14 protein-coding genes and 5 tRNA genes are annotated in these 16631 nt (G+C 32.0%); 2 read left to right on the plus strand and 17 right to left on the minus strand.

Translation table 11 applies throughout. The annotated features are described in order from the left end of the window. Nucleotide 1: 1 nt before the first annotated feature. Nucleotides 2-265, minus strand: coding sequence for a UxaA family hydrolase (locus L8V85_RS07680; RefSeq protein ID WP_133319930.1), 264 nt, complete (start codon nt 263-265; stop codon nt 2-4). Further along, nucleotides 262-1170 carry a dihydrodipicolinate synthase family protein gene (locus tag L8V85_RS07685; RefSeq protein ID WP_263665075.1) on the minus strand — a complete coding sequence of 303 codons (909 nt, stop codon included), beginning with the start codon at nt 1168-1170 and terminating at the stop codon, nt 262-264. Before L8V85_RS07685 ends, L8V85_RS07680 begins: the two co-directional genes overlap by 4 nt. 237 nt (nt 1171-1407) lie before the next feature. Here L8V85_RS07685 and L8V85_RS07690 point away from each other — a divergent pair, with 237 nt between their 5' ends. Continuing rightward, the gene (locus tag L8V85_RS07690; RefSeq protein ID WP_263737778.1) at nt 1408-2178 is read left to right on the plus strand and encodes an IclR family transcriptional regulator; all 771 of its coding nucleotides are present in this window, start codon (nt 1408-1410) and stop codon (nt 2176-2178) included. 20 nt (nt 2179-2198) lie between these two features. On the opposite strand, the gene rpoC is transcribed toward L8V85_RS07690, so the two are convergent. The 15 genes from rpoC to L8V85_RS07765 all read right to left on the minus strand — a co-directional run bounded on the left by rpoC (nt 2199) and on the right by L8V85_RS07765 (nt 15990). Further along, complete coding sequence (gene rpoC, locus L8V85_RS07695; protein ID WP_263670383.1) at nt 2199-6752, minus strand: DNA-directed RNA polymerase subunit beta'; 4554 nt, start codon at nt 6750-6752, stop codon at nt 2199-2201. Beyond that, complete coding sequence (gene rpoB, locus L8V85_RS07700; RefSeq protein WP_263737779.1) at nt 6745-10878, minus strand: DNA-directed RNA polymerase subunit beta; 4134 nt, start codon at nt 10876-10878, stop codon at nt 6745-6747. Before rpoB ends, rpoC begins: the two co-directional genes overlap by 8 nt. Nucleotides 10879-10973: 95 nt before the next feature. Beyond that, on the minus strand, nt 10974-11351 hold the full coding sequence (gene rplL, locus L8V85_RS07705) for a 50S ribosomal protein L7/L12 (RefSeq protein WP_012661184.1): 378 nt from the start codon (nt 11349-11351) through the stop codon (nt 10974-10976). Between the two features lie 20 nt (nt 11352-11371). Continuing rightward, nucleotides 11372-11851 (minus strand): 50S ribosomal protein L10, encoded by a 480-nt coding sequence (rplJ, locus tag L8V85_RS07710; protein ID WP_263737781.1) that lies wholly within the window; start codon nt 11849-11851, stop codon nt 11372-11374. A 155-nt stretch (nt 11852-12006) separates the two neighbouring features. Then, nucleotides 12007-12708, minus strand: coding sequence for a 50S ribosomal protein L1 (rplA, locus tag L8V85_RS07715; RefSeq protein WP_263737782.1), 702 nt, complete (start codon nt 12706-12708; stop codon nt 12007-12009). Nucleotides 12709-12772: 64 nt separating this feature from the next. Further along, complete coding sequence (gene rplK / locus L8V85_RS07720; protein ID WP_012661181.1) at nt 12773-13198, minus strand: 50S ribosomal protein L11; 426 nt, start codon at nt 13196-13198, stop codon at nt 12773-12775. A 27-nt stretch (nt 13199-13225) separates the two neighbouring features. Beyond that, a complete protein-coding gene (nusG, locus tag L8V85_RS07725; RefSeq protein ID WP_087684660.1) occupies nt 13226-13759 on the minus strand; it encodes a transcription termination/antitermination protein NusG in 534 nt (177 codons plus the stop codon). 1 nt (nt 13760) lies between these two features. Then, nucleotides 13761-13943 carry a preprotein translocase subunit SecE gene (gene secE / locus L8V85_RS07730; RefSeq protein ID WP_039617745.1) on the minus strand — a complete coding sequence of 61 codons (183 nt, stop codon included), beginning with the start codon at nt 13941-13943 and terminating at the stop codon, nt 13761-13763. 16 nt (nt 13944-13959) lie between these two features. Then, nucleotides 13960-14035 (minus strand) — tRNA-Trp (locus L8V85_RS07735). A 21-nt stretch (nt 14036-14056) separates the two neighbouring features. Beyond that, on the minus strand, nt 14057-14215 hold the full coding sequence (rpmG, locus tag L8V85_RS07740; RefSeq protein ID WP_039617743.1) for a 50S ribosomal protein L33: 159 nt from the start codon (nt 14213-14215) through the stop codon (nt 14057-14059). 39 nt (nt 14216-14254) lie between these two features. After that, nucleotides 14255-15454 (minus strand): elongation factor Tu, encoded by a 1200-nt coding sequence (gene tuf, locus L8V85_RS07745; protein WP_039617742.1) that lies wholly within the window; start codon nt 15452-15454, stop codon nt 14255-14257. A gap of 65 nt (nt 15455-15519) precedes the next feature. Beyond that, nucleotides 15520-15594 (minus strand) — tRNA-Thr (locus tag L8V85_RS07750). A 104-nt stretch (nt 15595-15698) separates the two neighbouring features. Further along, nucleotides 15699-15775, minus strand: a tRNA-Gly gene (locus tag L8V85_RS07755). Between the two features lie 7 nt (nt 15776-15782). Beyond that, nucleotides 15783-15868: transfer RNA gene (locus L8V85_RS07760), tRNA-Tyr, on the minus strand. Nucleotides 15869-15914: 46 nt separating this feature from the next. After that, nucleotides 15915-15990 (minus strand) — tRNA-Thr (locus L8V85_RS07765). 92 nt (nt 15991-16082) lie between these two features. On the opposite strand from L8V85_RS07765, the gene yaaA reads away from it, so the two are divergent. After that, the coding region (gene yaaA, locus L8V85_RS07770; RefSeq protein ID WP_263737783.1) for a YaaA family protein at nt 16083-16631 on the plus strand (549 nt) is incomplete at its 3' end.

Consider the following 16631-nt stretch of genomic DNA (forward strand, 5'->3'; position numbering starts at 1 on the left):
TTTATTCCTTATCCCCACGACCTCTAATACCTGCACTATTGTGAATATGCACCCATTCACCTTTATTAATATCACAACTTGCACTAGCTATAGCTTCTGCATATTTGATGACAACTTCATCTTTTTTTATATCTTTTAGTGCAAATTTATGTCCACTTGCAATATCATCTAAAAGTTCTATATTTTCCACGATTTCACCTTTTTTAAAATCACGCAAAGCAGTAGCGACATTATCTTTTTCATTGACTATAATATAGGCTTTCATAATTTTATACCCGTTTCTTTTTCTATAGTTTTAACAAGTTCTTTAGCTTCATTAAAACGAGTATTTAATTCTTCTTTTGTGGCATGTGATAAAGGATGGATGCTTGTATTTGCAAATTCAAATCCTCTGGCCTTTAAAAGCAAAGCAAATCCCATAGGAAAAGCTATGTTCATACCAAATCTTATAGCTTTTAATAAACTTTTTTGAATCAGCAAAGCTCTATCTATATTTTTTTCATTGATTGATTTATAAATTTCACTCATAAGTTCTGGAAAAACACCACCTATACTAGTCATAGAACCCTTTGCCCCTATCAGTAGTGCTCCTGCATAAAATTCTTCTCTTCCTACAAAAACATCAAAATCACTAGGCACTACATCTAATATATGATTTAAAAGCAAAGCATCTCCACTGCTATCTTTTATACCCGCAATATTATCAAGCTTTGAAACCCTTTCTATAAATTTCAAACTTAGCGCTGGTGCAAAAAGAGGGATGTTATAAATATACAAAGGAAGCTTTACTCTAGAAGATAAATCTTTAATATATTCAAAAAGTGCGTCTTCACTTAATTTGTAATAATAAGGCATAGCAAGTAATAAAGCATCAAGCCCTAATTCATATGCTTTTTGTGCCAAAGTAAAAGTATTTTGATAAACTGTTGATGCAATACCTGTAATAACAGGGATATTATTTTTTGCAGCTTCTTTTGTAAGTTTCATTATTTTGACTTGCTCTTCTATACCTAAAGCTTGAGAATCTCCTGCACTACCATTACAAAATAATCCATTTAAACCTTTTGAGATACCAAATTCGCAGTATTTAATAAATTCGTTTTCATTAATATTTCCACTCATATCATATGGAGTTAATAAGGCTGGTAAAGTTCCTTTTAATATTCCCATATTTTTCCTTTCGTTTTTTGTATATACAAAAATATTTTTATATACAAAAAATATAGCTAAAAATAGAAATTTTTAAAAACATCAAAATGATAAAAAAACAATACAAAAGTCTTATAAAAGTAGTTATAATCAACCATCTAAAGCAAAAACTGCTAATAGAAAATATTTTTTATATCATTAAAAATGTTACTAAAAGTAAAAAATATGATAGAATTTATCTATTGAAAAAGGAGTAAAATGACACATCAACCAACATTAAGAGTTTTAAAAATTTTAGAATTATTGGGCAATAATAATCAAAAAAATACACTAAGCTCTATTGCAAAAGATTTAAATATCCCTCCAGGGACACTTTCTCCTATACTTCAAACTTTACAAGCTAAAAATTACATTAAATGTGATAAAAATAAATTTTACACATTAGATTATAAAATTTTAGAAATTAGCCGTTGTATTTCAATAAAAAATAGCGCATTAGAATTAATTAAAAAACATATGAAAAACATCAGAAACTTAACAGGACAAACATGCCAAATGGGAATATTAAAAGAAGGAAATGTATTTTATTTAGAAAAACTTGACTCGGATAATCAAATACAAATCAAGTCTTTTGTCGGTACTTCATATCCAGCTTACGCTACATCTTTAGGAAAAGCATTACTAGAAAAGAAAACCTATAAAGAGCTTGAAAAAATTTATCCAAATCCTTTTGAGAAAATAACGTCAAATACATTAAATAATATAAAAGAGCTTTACAAAGAATTATCTTCTATCAAAGAAAATAAAATAGCATTAGAAAGTGGGGAAATGAACCCAGAAATTGAGTGTATGGCTATAGGAATTGAATACGATGAAAAAATTATAGCTGCAATTAGTATTTCATATCATATATTTTACTCAAATGCAAATTTTAAAGAAAAAAATCAAAAAATTTTACTAGAAGAAAAATACAAAATAGAACAAGATTTAAAATTATATTTTCCGGAATTAGAAAATATATATCAATAAAAATCCCTAGCTAGGGATTTTTATTCTTTTTCTTTTAATTTAAGTTTTTGCTCTTGATATAATCCTGTTCCAACAGGAATCATACGACCTAAGATTACATTTTCTTTCAGATCTTCAAGATAATCAAATTTACCTGCAATACTTGCTTCTGTTAAAACTTTCGTTGTTTCTTGGAAAGAAGCAGCTGAAATCACGCTATCACTTCCAATAGCCGCTCTTGTTACCCCAAGTAACACAGGTTCAGCCACAGCAGGCTCACCACCATATCTTAAAATTCTTTCATTTTCTTCTCTGAATTTTCTTCTTGAAACTAAATCACCCACGATGAAGTTAGTATGACCACTATCTACAATTTTAACTTGTCTTAGCATTTGTGATACGATGATTTCAATATGCTTATCAGAAATCACAACACCTTGACCGCGATAAACTTGCTGAATTTCAGAAATAAGATAATAATGTAATGCTTTTTCACCTAAAATTCTAAGTACATCATGGCTTGAAATAACTCCATCGGTTAATTTTTCACCCGCATGGATAAACTCACCATCTCTTACTTGAATACGTTTTGATTTATCTATCAAATACTCTGCACTACTTCCATCTTCTGCTTGAATAATGATTCTTTCTTTTGATCTTAAAGGCTTATCAAATCTAACAACTCCATCAATTTCAGCTACAACGGCAGTGTTTTTCGGCTTTCTTGCTTCAAATAATTCAGATACTCTTGGAAGACCCCCGGTAATATCTTTTGATTTAGCTGCTGCCTTTGGTGTTTTAGCTAAAATATCAGCTTGCTTCACCTTATCACCATCATTTACATAAATAACAGTTTTTGGCTCTAATTGATAACGCACTACTTTGTCATTTTCACCTATGATTAACAACGCTGGACGCACTCCACTTGGTAAATACTCATTAATAACAAGCGATCTTTTACCTGTTGCTTCATCAATTTGTTCATCAGCACTATAGCCTGATTCAATATCTTCAAAATTTATAGTACCTGCAACCTCTGCAATTACGGTGTTATTATATGCATCCCATTCAGCAATGATAGTTTTATCTTCTTTGCTTGATTTTGCTATAATAGCTTTAGGATTATCCACAAAAGCACTATCATCAAATTCAATCACGGATTCTCTTGGTATATAATGTCTTTTTGCTTCTCTATCATTTTCATCAGCAATAACAACAAAAACACCTTTTTCTTTAACTATGTCACCTTTTTTAAGATTTTTAATCCTATCTAAACCATCGCCTTTGAGCATGTAAAATTTTAATGTGCCTTTTGCACCTGCTATAATATCTTGAGTGATAGGATCACCATCTTTTACTAGCAATTCACTTGCATAAGGAATACGATTTGGTATATTCCAACCTTCTTTGATTACTTCAACAATACTTTCATTTTCAGCTACTTCAACACCATCGCTATATGGAATATATAACTTACCTTCGATATTACCACTTACACCAGCAAGCTCATTAGCTTTTGCTAAATCATATTTTCTTAATATAAATTTAGCTTCATTGTTTTTTGCTTTAACACTAACCACCACATCTTCATACGCATGTTCAATATGGATAGTTCCTTTAAATGGAGCTTTGATTTTTGGCTCAACAAGTAAAATAGCAGCATTGCGGTGATTAGCCACTATAGTTTTACCTTGTCTATCTTCATAAGTGTTAAGATTATAAAATCTTACAAAACCTTCTTTGTGTGCTACTACTTGACGATCTTGCAAATCTGTACTAGCAGTACCACCACTATGGAAAGTTCTTAGTGTAAGCTGAGTTCCTGGTTCACCGATTGATTGAGCAGATATAATACCTACAGCTTCACCTGGCTTAACTAATTTGCCCTCACCTAGGTTAATACCATAGCATTTAGAACAAACTCCTTTTTTAGCCTTACAAGTAATAGGAGTTCTAATACTTACACTCTTTACACCACTTTCAACAATTACTCTAGCTTTTTCTTCATCTATTAAAGTACCTTCTGAAAATAAAATTTCATTAGTAATAGAATCAATAATATTTTCAGCTAAAACTCTTCCTAAAATTCTTTCCTCTAAGGTTTCAATCACAACACCATCTGCTGTGATTTCATTAATTTCAACACCCTCATGTGCACCACAATCATCCATTGTAACTTTTACATTTTGTGCCACATCGATAAGCTTTCTTGTTAAATAACCTGCATTTGCTGTTTTTAATGCTGTATCTGCGAGACCTTTTCTAGCACCATGAGTTGAAATAAAATATTCAAGAACATTAAGTCCTTCACGGAAATTTGAAATAATCGGTGTTTCAATGATTGAGCCATCAGGTTTTGCCATAAGACCTCTCATCGCAGCAAGCTGTGAAATTTGAGCTGCTGAACCTCTAGCACCAGAATCTGCCATCATATAAATAGAGTTAAATCCTTCTTTATCTTTTTTAATTAACTCCATCATGTCTTTTGACAAGATATTATTAGTGCTTTTCCAAATATCGATAATCTTATTATATCTTTCACCCGAAGTAATCAAACCTAAATTATATGAATTTTGAATTTCTCTTACTTGTTTTTTAGCTTCTTCTATGCTTTTTTGCTTTTGATCAGGCACAATAATATCAGCAATTGAAATAGAAATACCTGCTTTTGTTGCATATTCAAAACCAAGATCTTTTAATTTATCTAAAAAGCTAGCACTTACTTCAAGGCCACCCTCTTTATAAACATAATCAACCAAAGCTGCGATATCTTTTTTCTTCATGACTTTATTCCACATATTTTCAGGAACAAAATCAGGTAAGATAGACTTAATAATCAATCTACCCGCGGTTGTTGTGATTTTTCTTCCATCAACTACACTTCTAATGCTTGCATGAATATCTAAAGATTTTGCTTCTAGAGCAATCATAACCTCTTCAATACCTGTGCAAATTTTATGCTCGCCTTTAGCACCATCTTTTTCTAAAGATAGATAATAAATCCCCAAAACCATATCTTGAGAAGGTACAGTTACAGAACGACCACTTGCTGGAAGCAAGATATTCATAGATGAAAGCATTAATACTTTGCACTCAGCTATTGCCTCTTGAGATAAAGGCACATGCACAGCCATTTGGTCCCCGTCAAAGTCAGCATTAAATGCCGCACACACTAATGGATGAAGTTGAATCGCTTTACCCTCTACAAGCACAGGATGGAAAGCTTGGATGGAAAGCTTATGCAAGGTTGGAGCACGGTTAAGCATTACAGGATGACCTTTAACAACCTCTTCTAAGCACTCCCAAACCTCATTAGTTTTGTTTTCTATCATTTTTTTAGCTTGTTTTACGGTAGTTGCATAACCTTTTTCTTCAAGCTTAGCTAACAAATGTGGTTTAAATAATTCTAAAGCCATTTTTTTAGGTAAACCGCATTGATCCATTCTAAGTTTTGGTCCAACAACAATAACACTACGACCTGAGAAATCCACCCTTTTACCAAGTAGATTTTGTCTAAAACGACCTTGTTTACCTTTGATAATTTCACTTAAAGATTTCAATGGGCGCTTATTTGCACCTTTAACTGCATTTGCTCTTCTGCCATTATCAAACAAAGCATCAACTGCTTCTTGTAGCATTCTTTTTTCATTTCTAATGATAATTTCAGGTGCATCAAGCTCCATAAGTCTTTTTAAACGCGTATTTCTATTGATAACCCTTCTATATAAATCATTCACATCAGAAACTGCAAATTTTCCACCATCTAAAGCTACCAAAGGTCTTAAATCAGGTGGTAATACAGGTAAATTTGTGATCATCATCCACTCAGGACGATTTGGTACTACTTCATCAATATTTGTATTGCTATTTAAGTTACTATTTAAGAAATTTTCTACCACTTTTAAGCGTTTGATGATAGTTTTTTTCTTTGCTTCTGAATTAGTTGCTGCAATATCTTCTTTTAATTTATTTAAAAGCTCGACAAGATCTAAATTTGCTAGTAAATCTCTAACAACTTCACCACCCATTCTAGCTTTAAATCCACTACTTTCATAGCGTTGCATTAAATTTAAATACTGCTCTTCATTTAACACATCACAAAATTCAACTTTTTTAGTATTTTCATTATCATAGTATGCATCACCTGGATTTTCTACTATATATGCTTCATAATATAATACGCGTTCTAAGTCTTTCATCTTTACGCCGAGTAAAGTACCGATACGACTTGGTAAAGAGTTCACATACCATATATGTGCTACTGGGGTAACTAGCTCAATATGCCCCATTCTTGAACGACGCACTTTAGAACTAGTAACTTCAACACCACATTTTTCACACTTAATGCCCTTAAAACGCATTTTTTTATACTTACCACAAAGACACTCATAATCTCTTACTGGTCCAAAAATTTTAGCACAAAAAAGCCCATCTCTTTCAGGCTTTAAAGTTCTATAATTAATCGTTTCTGGTTTTTTTACTTCCCCATAAGACCATGATTTGATTTTTTCAGGACTTGCAAGTCTTAATTGAAAAGCTTCAAAGTCTCTAGGTCTGCCATCTTCTTTTATTTCGATAGGTTTAAATTTACTCATTATTCTCATCCTTATCAAAAATCTCAACATCTAAAGCAAGAGATTTTAATTCATTTGTAAGTACAAAGAATGTCTCTGGAATACCTGTTGCTGGAACATTCTCGCCTTTTGTTAAAGCTTTATAAGCACTAAATCTACCCTCAACATCATCAGATTTAATAGTAAGCATTTCTCTTAAAGTATGAGCTGCTCCATAAGCTTCAAGAGCCCAAACTTCCATCTCACCAAATCTTTGCCCACCAAATAATGCTTTACCACCAACTGGTTGTTGTGTTACTAAGCTATAAGGTCCAGTGCTTCTTGCGTGAACTTTTTCATCTACTAAATGGTGTAATTTAAGCATATACATACATCCAACATGCACACGCTCTGCCATTTTTTCACCAGTTCTTCCATCATAAAGTTCGCTTTTTCCATCCATAGCTATTTTAGCCATTTCAAAAAGCTTACCAAATTCTTCAACCGTTACACCTTCAAATACAGGAGTAGCAAATTTTACCCCTTTAGCCCAATCTCTAGCATAAGAAATAAGTTGCTCATCATTTAAAGTTTGTACAAATTTCTTTTCTAGCTCAAGTCTAGATACACTACAAATTTCAAGAATTTTTTCGCGTAATTCTTTTACAAAATCTTTTTGTTTTCTATCAAAAATTTCTTGAATTTGATCACCTAGTCTCATACCAACAATCCCTAAGTGACTTTCAAGAATTTGTCCTATATTCATACGACTTGGAACCCCTAGAGGATTTAAAGCTATATCAATAGGTCTTCCATCAGGTAAATAAGGCATATCAACTTCTGGAACGATATTAGATACAATACCTTTATTTCCATGGCGTCCTGCCATTTTATCCCCAACTTTTAATTTTCTCTTAGTCGCAATATATACTTTAACAAGTTTTACCACTCCACTTGGTAAAATATCATCTTTTTCTAAAATTTCTAATTTTTCATCATGCTCTGTTTTAAGCTTTTTCTTCTCGTTTTGGAAGTGATTTTTTAAATCATCATATTCTTTTTGCACTTCTTTAGAATAAGCTTTAACTAAAGAATTTAATGCAAAACGATTAATTTTTTCCAACTCGGTAATTTCTACCTTGGAACCTTTTTTATATTTAACACCATTTATTTCTTCGTCTGAATTTAAAGGTGATTTAGAAAGCAAAGAACATACTCTTAAAGTTTCTTCTCTGTCCATCATCAAAAGTCTATCGTGATGTTCTTTTTCAAGATTTAATTTTTCATCATCATAGGCTTTTACAGCACGAGCATCTTTTTCATAACCTTTTTTAGTAAATATTTTTACATCTACAACAACACCTTCCAATGAAGCAGTTGCATATAAAGATTTATTTACAACATGTCCTGCTTTTTCACCAAAAATAGCTCTTAGTAATCTTTCTTCAGGCGTAGGTTTTACCTCACCTTTAGGTGAAACTTTACCTACCAAAATCATACCAGGCTTTATATGAGTTCCTATTTTCGCAATACCACTCTCATCAAGATGTGCTAAATCTTCCTCTTTAACATTTGGAATATCTTTTGTAATCTCTTCAACGCCATCTTTAAGTTCTCTAGCCTCTACTTCTTTTTCGTAAATATGAACACTAGTGAAAGTATCTTCGCGTAAAATTTTCTCACTAATTACAATAGCATCTTCATAATTATATCCATGCCATGGCATAAATGCGATCAAAGCATTTTTACCAATAGCAAGCTCTCCTTGGTCCATGCTTGGGCCATCTGCAATAATTTGACCTGTTTGAATAAAATCGCCTTTTTTCACAATCGGGTGTTGAATAAAAGTTGTATTTTGGTTAGTTCTTAGATTTTTTTCCATTTTATAATGATCAATAAATGGTCCATTTTCATCTTCGCCCAAAATAAAAATATTTTTATTATCAACTTTTTCTACAATACCTGCTCTTTTAGCTTTAATAGCTTCCCAAGCATCACGTGCAATGATTTTTTCCATACCAGTACCTACTATAGGTGCTTGTGCGGTTAGTAAAGGCACTGCTTGACGCTGCATGTTTGAACCCATCAGGGCTCTGTTTGCATCATCATGCTCCAAAAATGGAATCAAAGAAGCTGCGACCCCTACTATCATACCTGAACAAAGATCAATCAAATGCACTTCTTCTCTTCTTGCTAAGATTGTTTCACCATCTTGTCTTGCTTCAACAAATTCTTCAACAATATTACCTTTTTCATCAATTTTAGTTGAAGCAGCTGCGATCACTAAACCTTCTTCTTGAGTAGCGGTTAAATAAACAATTTCATTGCTTACTTTTCCATTTTCTACTTTCTTATAAGGTGCTTCAACAAAACCTAGATCATTTACTTTAGCATAAGTTGAAAGCGTATTAATCAAACCGATATTTTGACCTTCTGGAGTTTCAACAGGACAAATTCTTCCATAATGCGTTGCATGGACATCACGCACTTCAAAACCCGCTCTTTCTTTTACTAAACCACCCTCGCCAAGCGCAGATAAACGACGCTTATGAGTTACCTCGCTTAATGGATTTGTTTGATCCATAAATTGAGATAATTGACCACCGGTAAAAAATTCCATAATTGTCACAGTAATTGTTTTAGGATTGATCAAGTCATAAGGCATTACTTTATCAATATCTGCATTTAATGCGGTAAATTTATCTCTAATTGATTTTTGCATTTTAGCAAGACCCACATGAAGTTCATTAGCTAAAAGCTCTCCAATCGATCTAATACGACGATTACCTAAATGATCTCTATCATCAATATGGCCTCTACCATTTTTTACTTTAATTAAATATTTTGCAGTTTTTACTATATCTTCATTTGTTAAAACTGTAACATATTCAGGTGTATCTAATCCTAGTTTATGATTCATTTTCATACGACCAACTTTTGTTAGATCATATCTTTCAGGATTAAAAAATAAATCATTTACAAAAGCTTTTGCAGCATCTTTTACTACAGGCTCGCCTGGTCTCATTACTTTATAAATTCTAATAGCTGCTAAATCATTTTCATCTTCTATATTTTCAGTTTGTTTTAATAATTTTAAAGTCTCATTATCTTGAATGAAAGAATTAATAATAGCAGCATCAACTCCATTTGCTAAGTCATTTGCAATATCAAATTGTTTTTCTTCTTTAATTTTAGCTAATTTTCCCTCATCTAATAGCGTTAAAGAATCAAACAAAACCTCACCGGTTTCTTTATTAATAATAGGGTTAGCTAAATATCTATTTGTTAAAATTTCAATTGGATATTCAACCCATTTAACACCGTCTTTTATAAGTTGCTCAGCTTTTTTCTTTGTCATTCTTTTACCGGCTTGATGTACAACATTGCCTTTTTCATCTTTTAAGTCATATTCGACTCTATCTAAAAAGTCATTTGGATTAAATTCAGTTAAAAATTTATCTTTTTTAACATGAATAGTTTGTATAGGGTAAAATAATTTTATAATATCTTGCTTTTTATAACCAAGTGCTCTAAATAAAATAGTAATAGGCACTTTCCTTCTTTTATTAATACGCACATAAAGCACATCTTTTGCATCATACTCAAAATAAAGCCAAGAACCACGATCTGGTATAATTTGAGCTGTATATACTAACTTATTTGCAACAGTAGAACTTTCTTCTTCTTTAAAAATAACACCTGGACTTCTATGAAGTTGATTTACAACAACTCTTTCAACCCCATTAATTATAAAAGAAATTCTATCTGTCATTAAAGGAATTTCTCTAATATAAATTTCTTGTTCTTTGATATCTTTTATACCGATTTTTTCACCCGTTTTTTCATCTTTTTCATGTAAAGTTAAACGGATTTTCATTTTCAAATTTACAGAATAAGTTAAACCTCTTTCCATGCACTCTCTAATGGTGTATTTAGGTTTACCTACTTCACTACTTACATATTCTAAACTTAATCTATTTTGCGGATCATGGATTGGAAAGATAGATTTGAAAACTTTTTCAATTCCACTTTCTGAATTTTTTGCATCTAAATTTAAAAAATAATCAAAACTCTTTTTTTGTAATTGTAATAAATTTGGAATGTCTATTTGTTGTGGAACATTCGAGAAGTCTATTCTTAAACGATTTCCTGATTGTGAATTTAACATATTATTATACCCCATGGTAAAAGTATTGAAAGAAAGAATCCTTATTAAAGGAAAACAAGAAAGGATATAAAATCCTTTCTTTTAAAAATAAAAAATTATTTAAGTTCAACCTTAGCGCCAGCTTCTTCAAGTTGTTTTTTAGCTTCTTCAGCTTCAGCTTTACTAACACCTTCTTTAAGAACTGATGGAGTTTGCTCAACTGCATCTTTTGCTTCTTTTAATCCAAGACCAGTTAAAGCACGAACAACTTTAATTACATTAATTTTTTTATCGCCACCATCTTGTAATACAATATCAAATTCAGTTTTTTCTTCAGCAGCACCGCCAGCAGCACCCGCAACAGCAGCACCCGCAACCATAACTGGAGCAGCAGAAACACCAAATTTTTCTTCAAATTCTTTTACTAATTCTGAAAGCTCAAGAACACTTAGGTTAGAAATAAATTCTAATACATCTTCTTTAGTAATTGCCATTTTTTATCCTTTTTATAATTTTATTCAGCTTCTTTTTTTTCTTTTAATGCATTTAATCCAATTGTAAAATTGGTGATTGGTGCATTCCAAACTTGCAAAAGCATAGCAAGTAATTCATTACGAGAAGGCATTTTAGCTAAAGCTTTAACTTTATCTACAGAAGCAACTTCGCCTTCGATAAATGCAGTTTTGATCTCAAATGCTTGATTAGCTTCGCTAAATTTATCAGCAACTTTTGAAACATTTAATTGGTCTTCACCCCAAAGATAAATATTAGTATCTTTAAGTTCCATTCCATCTTTGCCGGCATTTTTAAGAGCAATACTTGCTAAAGTATTTTTAATAATTTGAACTTTAACATCCATTTCTCTCGCATTATTTCTTAACTCTTCAAGTTTTTTAGTATTTAAACCCTTATAGTTACAAACTATAACAGCCTCACTAACTTTAAAACCTTCTTCAAGTTTAGAAACAAGTTCAACTTTTTGGCTTTTAGTCATCTTTACTCCTTTCCGACCGGTGATTTCAAGCAGAGCAGAAAAATCTAATTAAGTCCTAGGACCTCGGCTATCTCCAATCTAAGATAAAAATTAGATAAAATAAAAGTTATTATCTTATCTAATTTTTATTAATGAGAGTAAAACTCTCATTAATTTTATTTTGTATCAAGTAATTCTTGAGTATCAAGAGAAAGAGAAGGACTCATAGTTAAAGAAAGACTAGCATTTTTAATATATCTTCCTTTTGCAGCAGCTGGCTTGTGTTTATTAATAGCTTTTACAAATGCTGTCATATTTTCTTTTAATTGTTCATGAGTGAAGCTAACTTTACCTAAACCTGCATGGATATTTCCTTGCTTATCAACACGGAAGTTAACTTGACCATTTTTAGCATTATTCACAGCTTGTGCAACATCCATTGTCACAGTACCTGTCTTAGGATTTGGCATTAAACCTTTAGGTCCTAAAATACGACCTACTTTACCAACTAAACCCATCAAATTTGGAGTAGCAATTAAAACATCAAAATTCATATTTCCTTTTTGAATTTCTTCTACTAAATCATCACTACCAACTATATCAGCACCTGCATTTTTTGCCTCATCAGCTTTTGCATCTTTTGCTATAACAGCAACACGCACTTTTTTACCTGTACCACAAGGTAAAACTACACTACCTCTTACCATCTGATCTGCATGTCTTGGATCAACATTTAATTTTAAAGCAATTTCAACTGTTTCATCAAATTTAGCAGATGCAAGAGTTTTAACTGTGCTTATTGCTTCATCCATTAAGTAATTTTTATTTGAATCTATTTTTTTTAATAATTCTGTAAATCTTTTAGTATTTTTTGACATTAATTTTTCTCCGCATTTTATATAAAGTGCTACCGCCTTTTTAAACTCTTGGCGGTAAAGAGTATTAATCTACGATTTCAACACCCATAGAACGAGCAGAACCCATAATAATCTTAGCAGCTTGCTCTCTATCTTTTGTGTTCATATCAGCTATTTTTTTATCAACAATTTCTAAAACTTGTGCTTTGGTTAATTTACCTACTTTATTTTTTAAAGGATTATCCGCACCTTTAGAAATACCTGCAGCTTTTTTGATTAAATCAGTAGCTGGTGGTTGTTTTGTGATAAATGTAAAGCTTTTATCTGCATAAACAGTAATAACAACTGGAATATTAAAGCCAGCCATATCTTTTGTTCTTTCATTAAATGCCTTACAAAATTCCATAATATTAACACCTTGTTGACCCAAAGCAGGACCAACTGGAGGTGATGGATTAGCCTTAGTAGCAGCTATTTGTAATTTTATTTCTCCTACGACTTTTTTAGCCATAACCTTACTCCTTTACTTGCTATATTATCAAACTATTTTTTCAACTTGAGAGTATAAGATCTCTACTGGAGTTGATCTGCCAAATATTGAAACATTTAGCTTTAAAACCCCTCTAACCATATCATATTCTTCTACAATACCAACAAAGTTTGCAAAAGGACCTTCGGTTATTCTTACACTTTCTTCTTTATCAAATGAAATTTTAGGTTTAGGTGCTGCTTTATTTTTCACCTTTTCTAAAATAAGATTGATATCTTTCTCACTCAATGGGGTTGGTTTTTTACTTTCCCCTATAAAACGACCAACTTTTGGCAAAGATTGAATTTTATGCCAAAGTTCTGTTGATAAGTCAATATTGGCAAATACATAGCCTGAATACAAACTTCTTTCGCTTATTTTTTCTTTACCATTTTTAAATTCAATCACATCTTCAGTTGGTACAATTACCTCTAGCAATTGCTCTTGAATTCCATGATCTCTAACTAAATTTTCTATGGCTCTTTTTACAGCCATTTCACTACCTGCATAAGTTTGAATTGCATACCATTTATGATTCATTATTTTATCCTATAATCTTAGATAATGAAAATGACATAATCAAGTCAACCAATGCTAAAAATAATGAAACAACAGTAACAACTACAAAAACAGTAATATAAGCATTTCTAACTTGCTCTTTCAAAGGCCAAATAACTTTTGATAGTTCAGCTTTTGATAATTTAAAATAAGTTATTAGTTTTTCCATATTTAACCTTATTTTGTGGCAGGGCAAGAGGGATTCGAACCCCCAACCATCGGATTTGGAATCCGGTGCTCTACCGTTGGAGCTATTGCCCTAAGGGCTTTTATATAAAAGCCTTAACTTTTTAATTTAACTTCTTTATGAACTGTATGTTTTTTTAATCTTGGGCAATATTTTTTTAATTCTAATTTTTCAGTTGTATTTTTACTATTTTTAAAAGTACTGTAATTAATATCACCGCACTCTTCACATTTCAAGCCAACTTTAATTCTCATTTTTATTCCTTAAAAAGCGAGATAAAATCTCGCTTATGATTATTTAATAATTTTAGATACAACACCTGAACCAACAGTACGGCCACCTTCGCGGATAGCAAAACGAGTACCTTCTTCAAGTGCAACTGGTGCAATAAGACTTACAGTAATTCTAACATTTTCACCTGGCATAACCATTTCAACGCCTTCTGCAAGTTGGATAGAACCAGTAACATCCGTTGTTCTTACATAGAACTGTGGTCTATAGTTATTGAAGAATGGAGTATGACGACCACCTTCATCTTTATTTAAAATATAAACTTCTGCTTCAAAGTCAGTATGTGGAGTAATTGATTTTGGCTTGGCAAGAACCATACCACGAAGAACATCTTCTTTTTTAGTACCACGTAGAAGAACACCTACGTTATCACCTGCTTCACCTTGATCCATTTCTTTTCTAAACATTTCAACACCAGTTACTGTAGTGCTTTGTGTTTCTCTAATACCAACGATTTCAATAGTGTCACCAACTTTAACAACACCTTTTTCAATTCTACCAGTAACAACTGTACCACGACCTGAAATTGAGAATACATCTTCGATTGGCATTAAGAAATCTTTATCTGTATCACGAGCTGGAGTTGGAATATACTCATCAACTGCTGCCATAAGATCTAAGATTTTTTTAGACCATTCACCATCTTGTCCGGCTTTTGCTTCTTCAAGAGCTTGTAAAGCAGAACCTGAAATAATTGGAGTATCATCTCCTGGGAAATCATAAGAACTTAACAGTTCTCTAATTTCCATTTCAACTAATTCTAATAATTCAGCATCATCAACCATATCAGCTTTATTCATGAAAACAACGATATATGGTACACCTACTTGGCGAGAAAGCAAGATGTGCTCTCTAGTTTGTGGCATTGGACCATCTGCAGCAGAAACAACAAGAATAGCACCGTCCATTTGAGCAGCACCAGTAATCATATTTTTAACATAGTCAGCGTGACCTGGGCAGTCTACGTGAGCATAGTGACGATTTTCTGTTTCATACTCAATGTGAGAAGTTGCAATAGTAATACCACGCTCTTTTTCTTCAGGAGCATTGTCGATATTATCATAATCTTTAAGCTCAGCCAAACCTCTTCTTGAAAGAACAGCAGAGATAGCAGCTGTTAAAGTAGTTTTACCGTGGTCAACATGACCAATAGTACCAATATTTACGTGAGGCTTATTACGTGAAAATTTTTCTTTAGCCATCTTTTTCCTCCATATAAAATTTACAAACAAATACTAATTTATGTTTTATAATCTTTTGAAATCAATGGAGCTCATAGCGGGACTTGAACCCGCGACCTCTCCCTTACCAAGGGAGTGCTCTACCTCTGAGCCATACGAGCGCTCAGAAAAATTAAAAACATAAATTATAAAATTTTGGAAATTGAAACTGCTAGAAATTCTTAATTTAAAAACAGCTCCCAGTTTCACTCTACCAAAATTAGGTTGGAGCGGGAAACGGGACTCGAACCCGCGACCCTCAGCTTGGAAGGCTGATGCTCTAGCCAACTGAGCTACTCCCGCAAAGCAATGGTGGTGAGTCGTGGATTCGAACCACGGAAGGCGAAAGCCAGCAGATTTACAGTCTGCCCTCGTTGGCCACTTGAGTAACTCACCATGATAAAAATGCTTTTTATTTCTGGTCAAACACTGCTATCAACAATGGAGCTGGTTAAGGGACTTGAACCCCCGACCTGCTGCTTACAAGGCAGCTGCTCTACCAACTGAGCTAAACCAGCAAAAAATAAAGTTGAATTATAATGTAATTTTGAATTAATGTCAAGTGTTTTAAATAATTTTATATAATTTTTAAAAAAATAAAGGATTGATTATGAAAATTTTATTTTCACCTAGCGAAAGCAAAAATAAAATAAATACGCAAGGTTATATAAATAAAAACTCTTTTGTTTTTAGTAATTTATATAGTAAAAGACTTGAAGTACTTACAAAATATAAAAATCATATAAAACAATGCAATGAAGTTGAACTTGAAAAATTTTTTGGTATAAAAGATGCAAGTGAAATAGAAGAATTAACTCATGATATTTTAACAAAAGAAACAAACAAAGCTATTCAAAGATATAATGGAGTTGCTTTTGATCATTTAGACTATGAAAATTTAAGCGAGAATTCAAGAAAATACATAGATGAGAATGTTTTGATATTTTCTAATCTTTTTGGTCCTATTTTAGCAAAAGATTTAATACCTTATTACAAATTAAAACAAGGAGAGAAAATTAAAGAATTTAATATAGAAAAATATTACAAAGATAGTTTCTCTGATGAACTCGATAAATTTTTAGAAAATGAATTAGTCATTGATCTTAGAGCTAAATTTTATGAAAAATTTTATACCATTAAAAAGCCTTTTTTAACTTTT

The sequence above is a fragment of the Campylobacter sp. IFREMER_LSEM_CL2090 genome (assembly GCF_025771865.1).
Classification (GTDB): domain Bacteria; phylum Campylobacterota; class Campylobacteria; order Campylobacterales; family Campylobacteraceae; genus Campylobacter_D; species Campylobacter_D lari_D.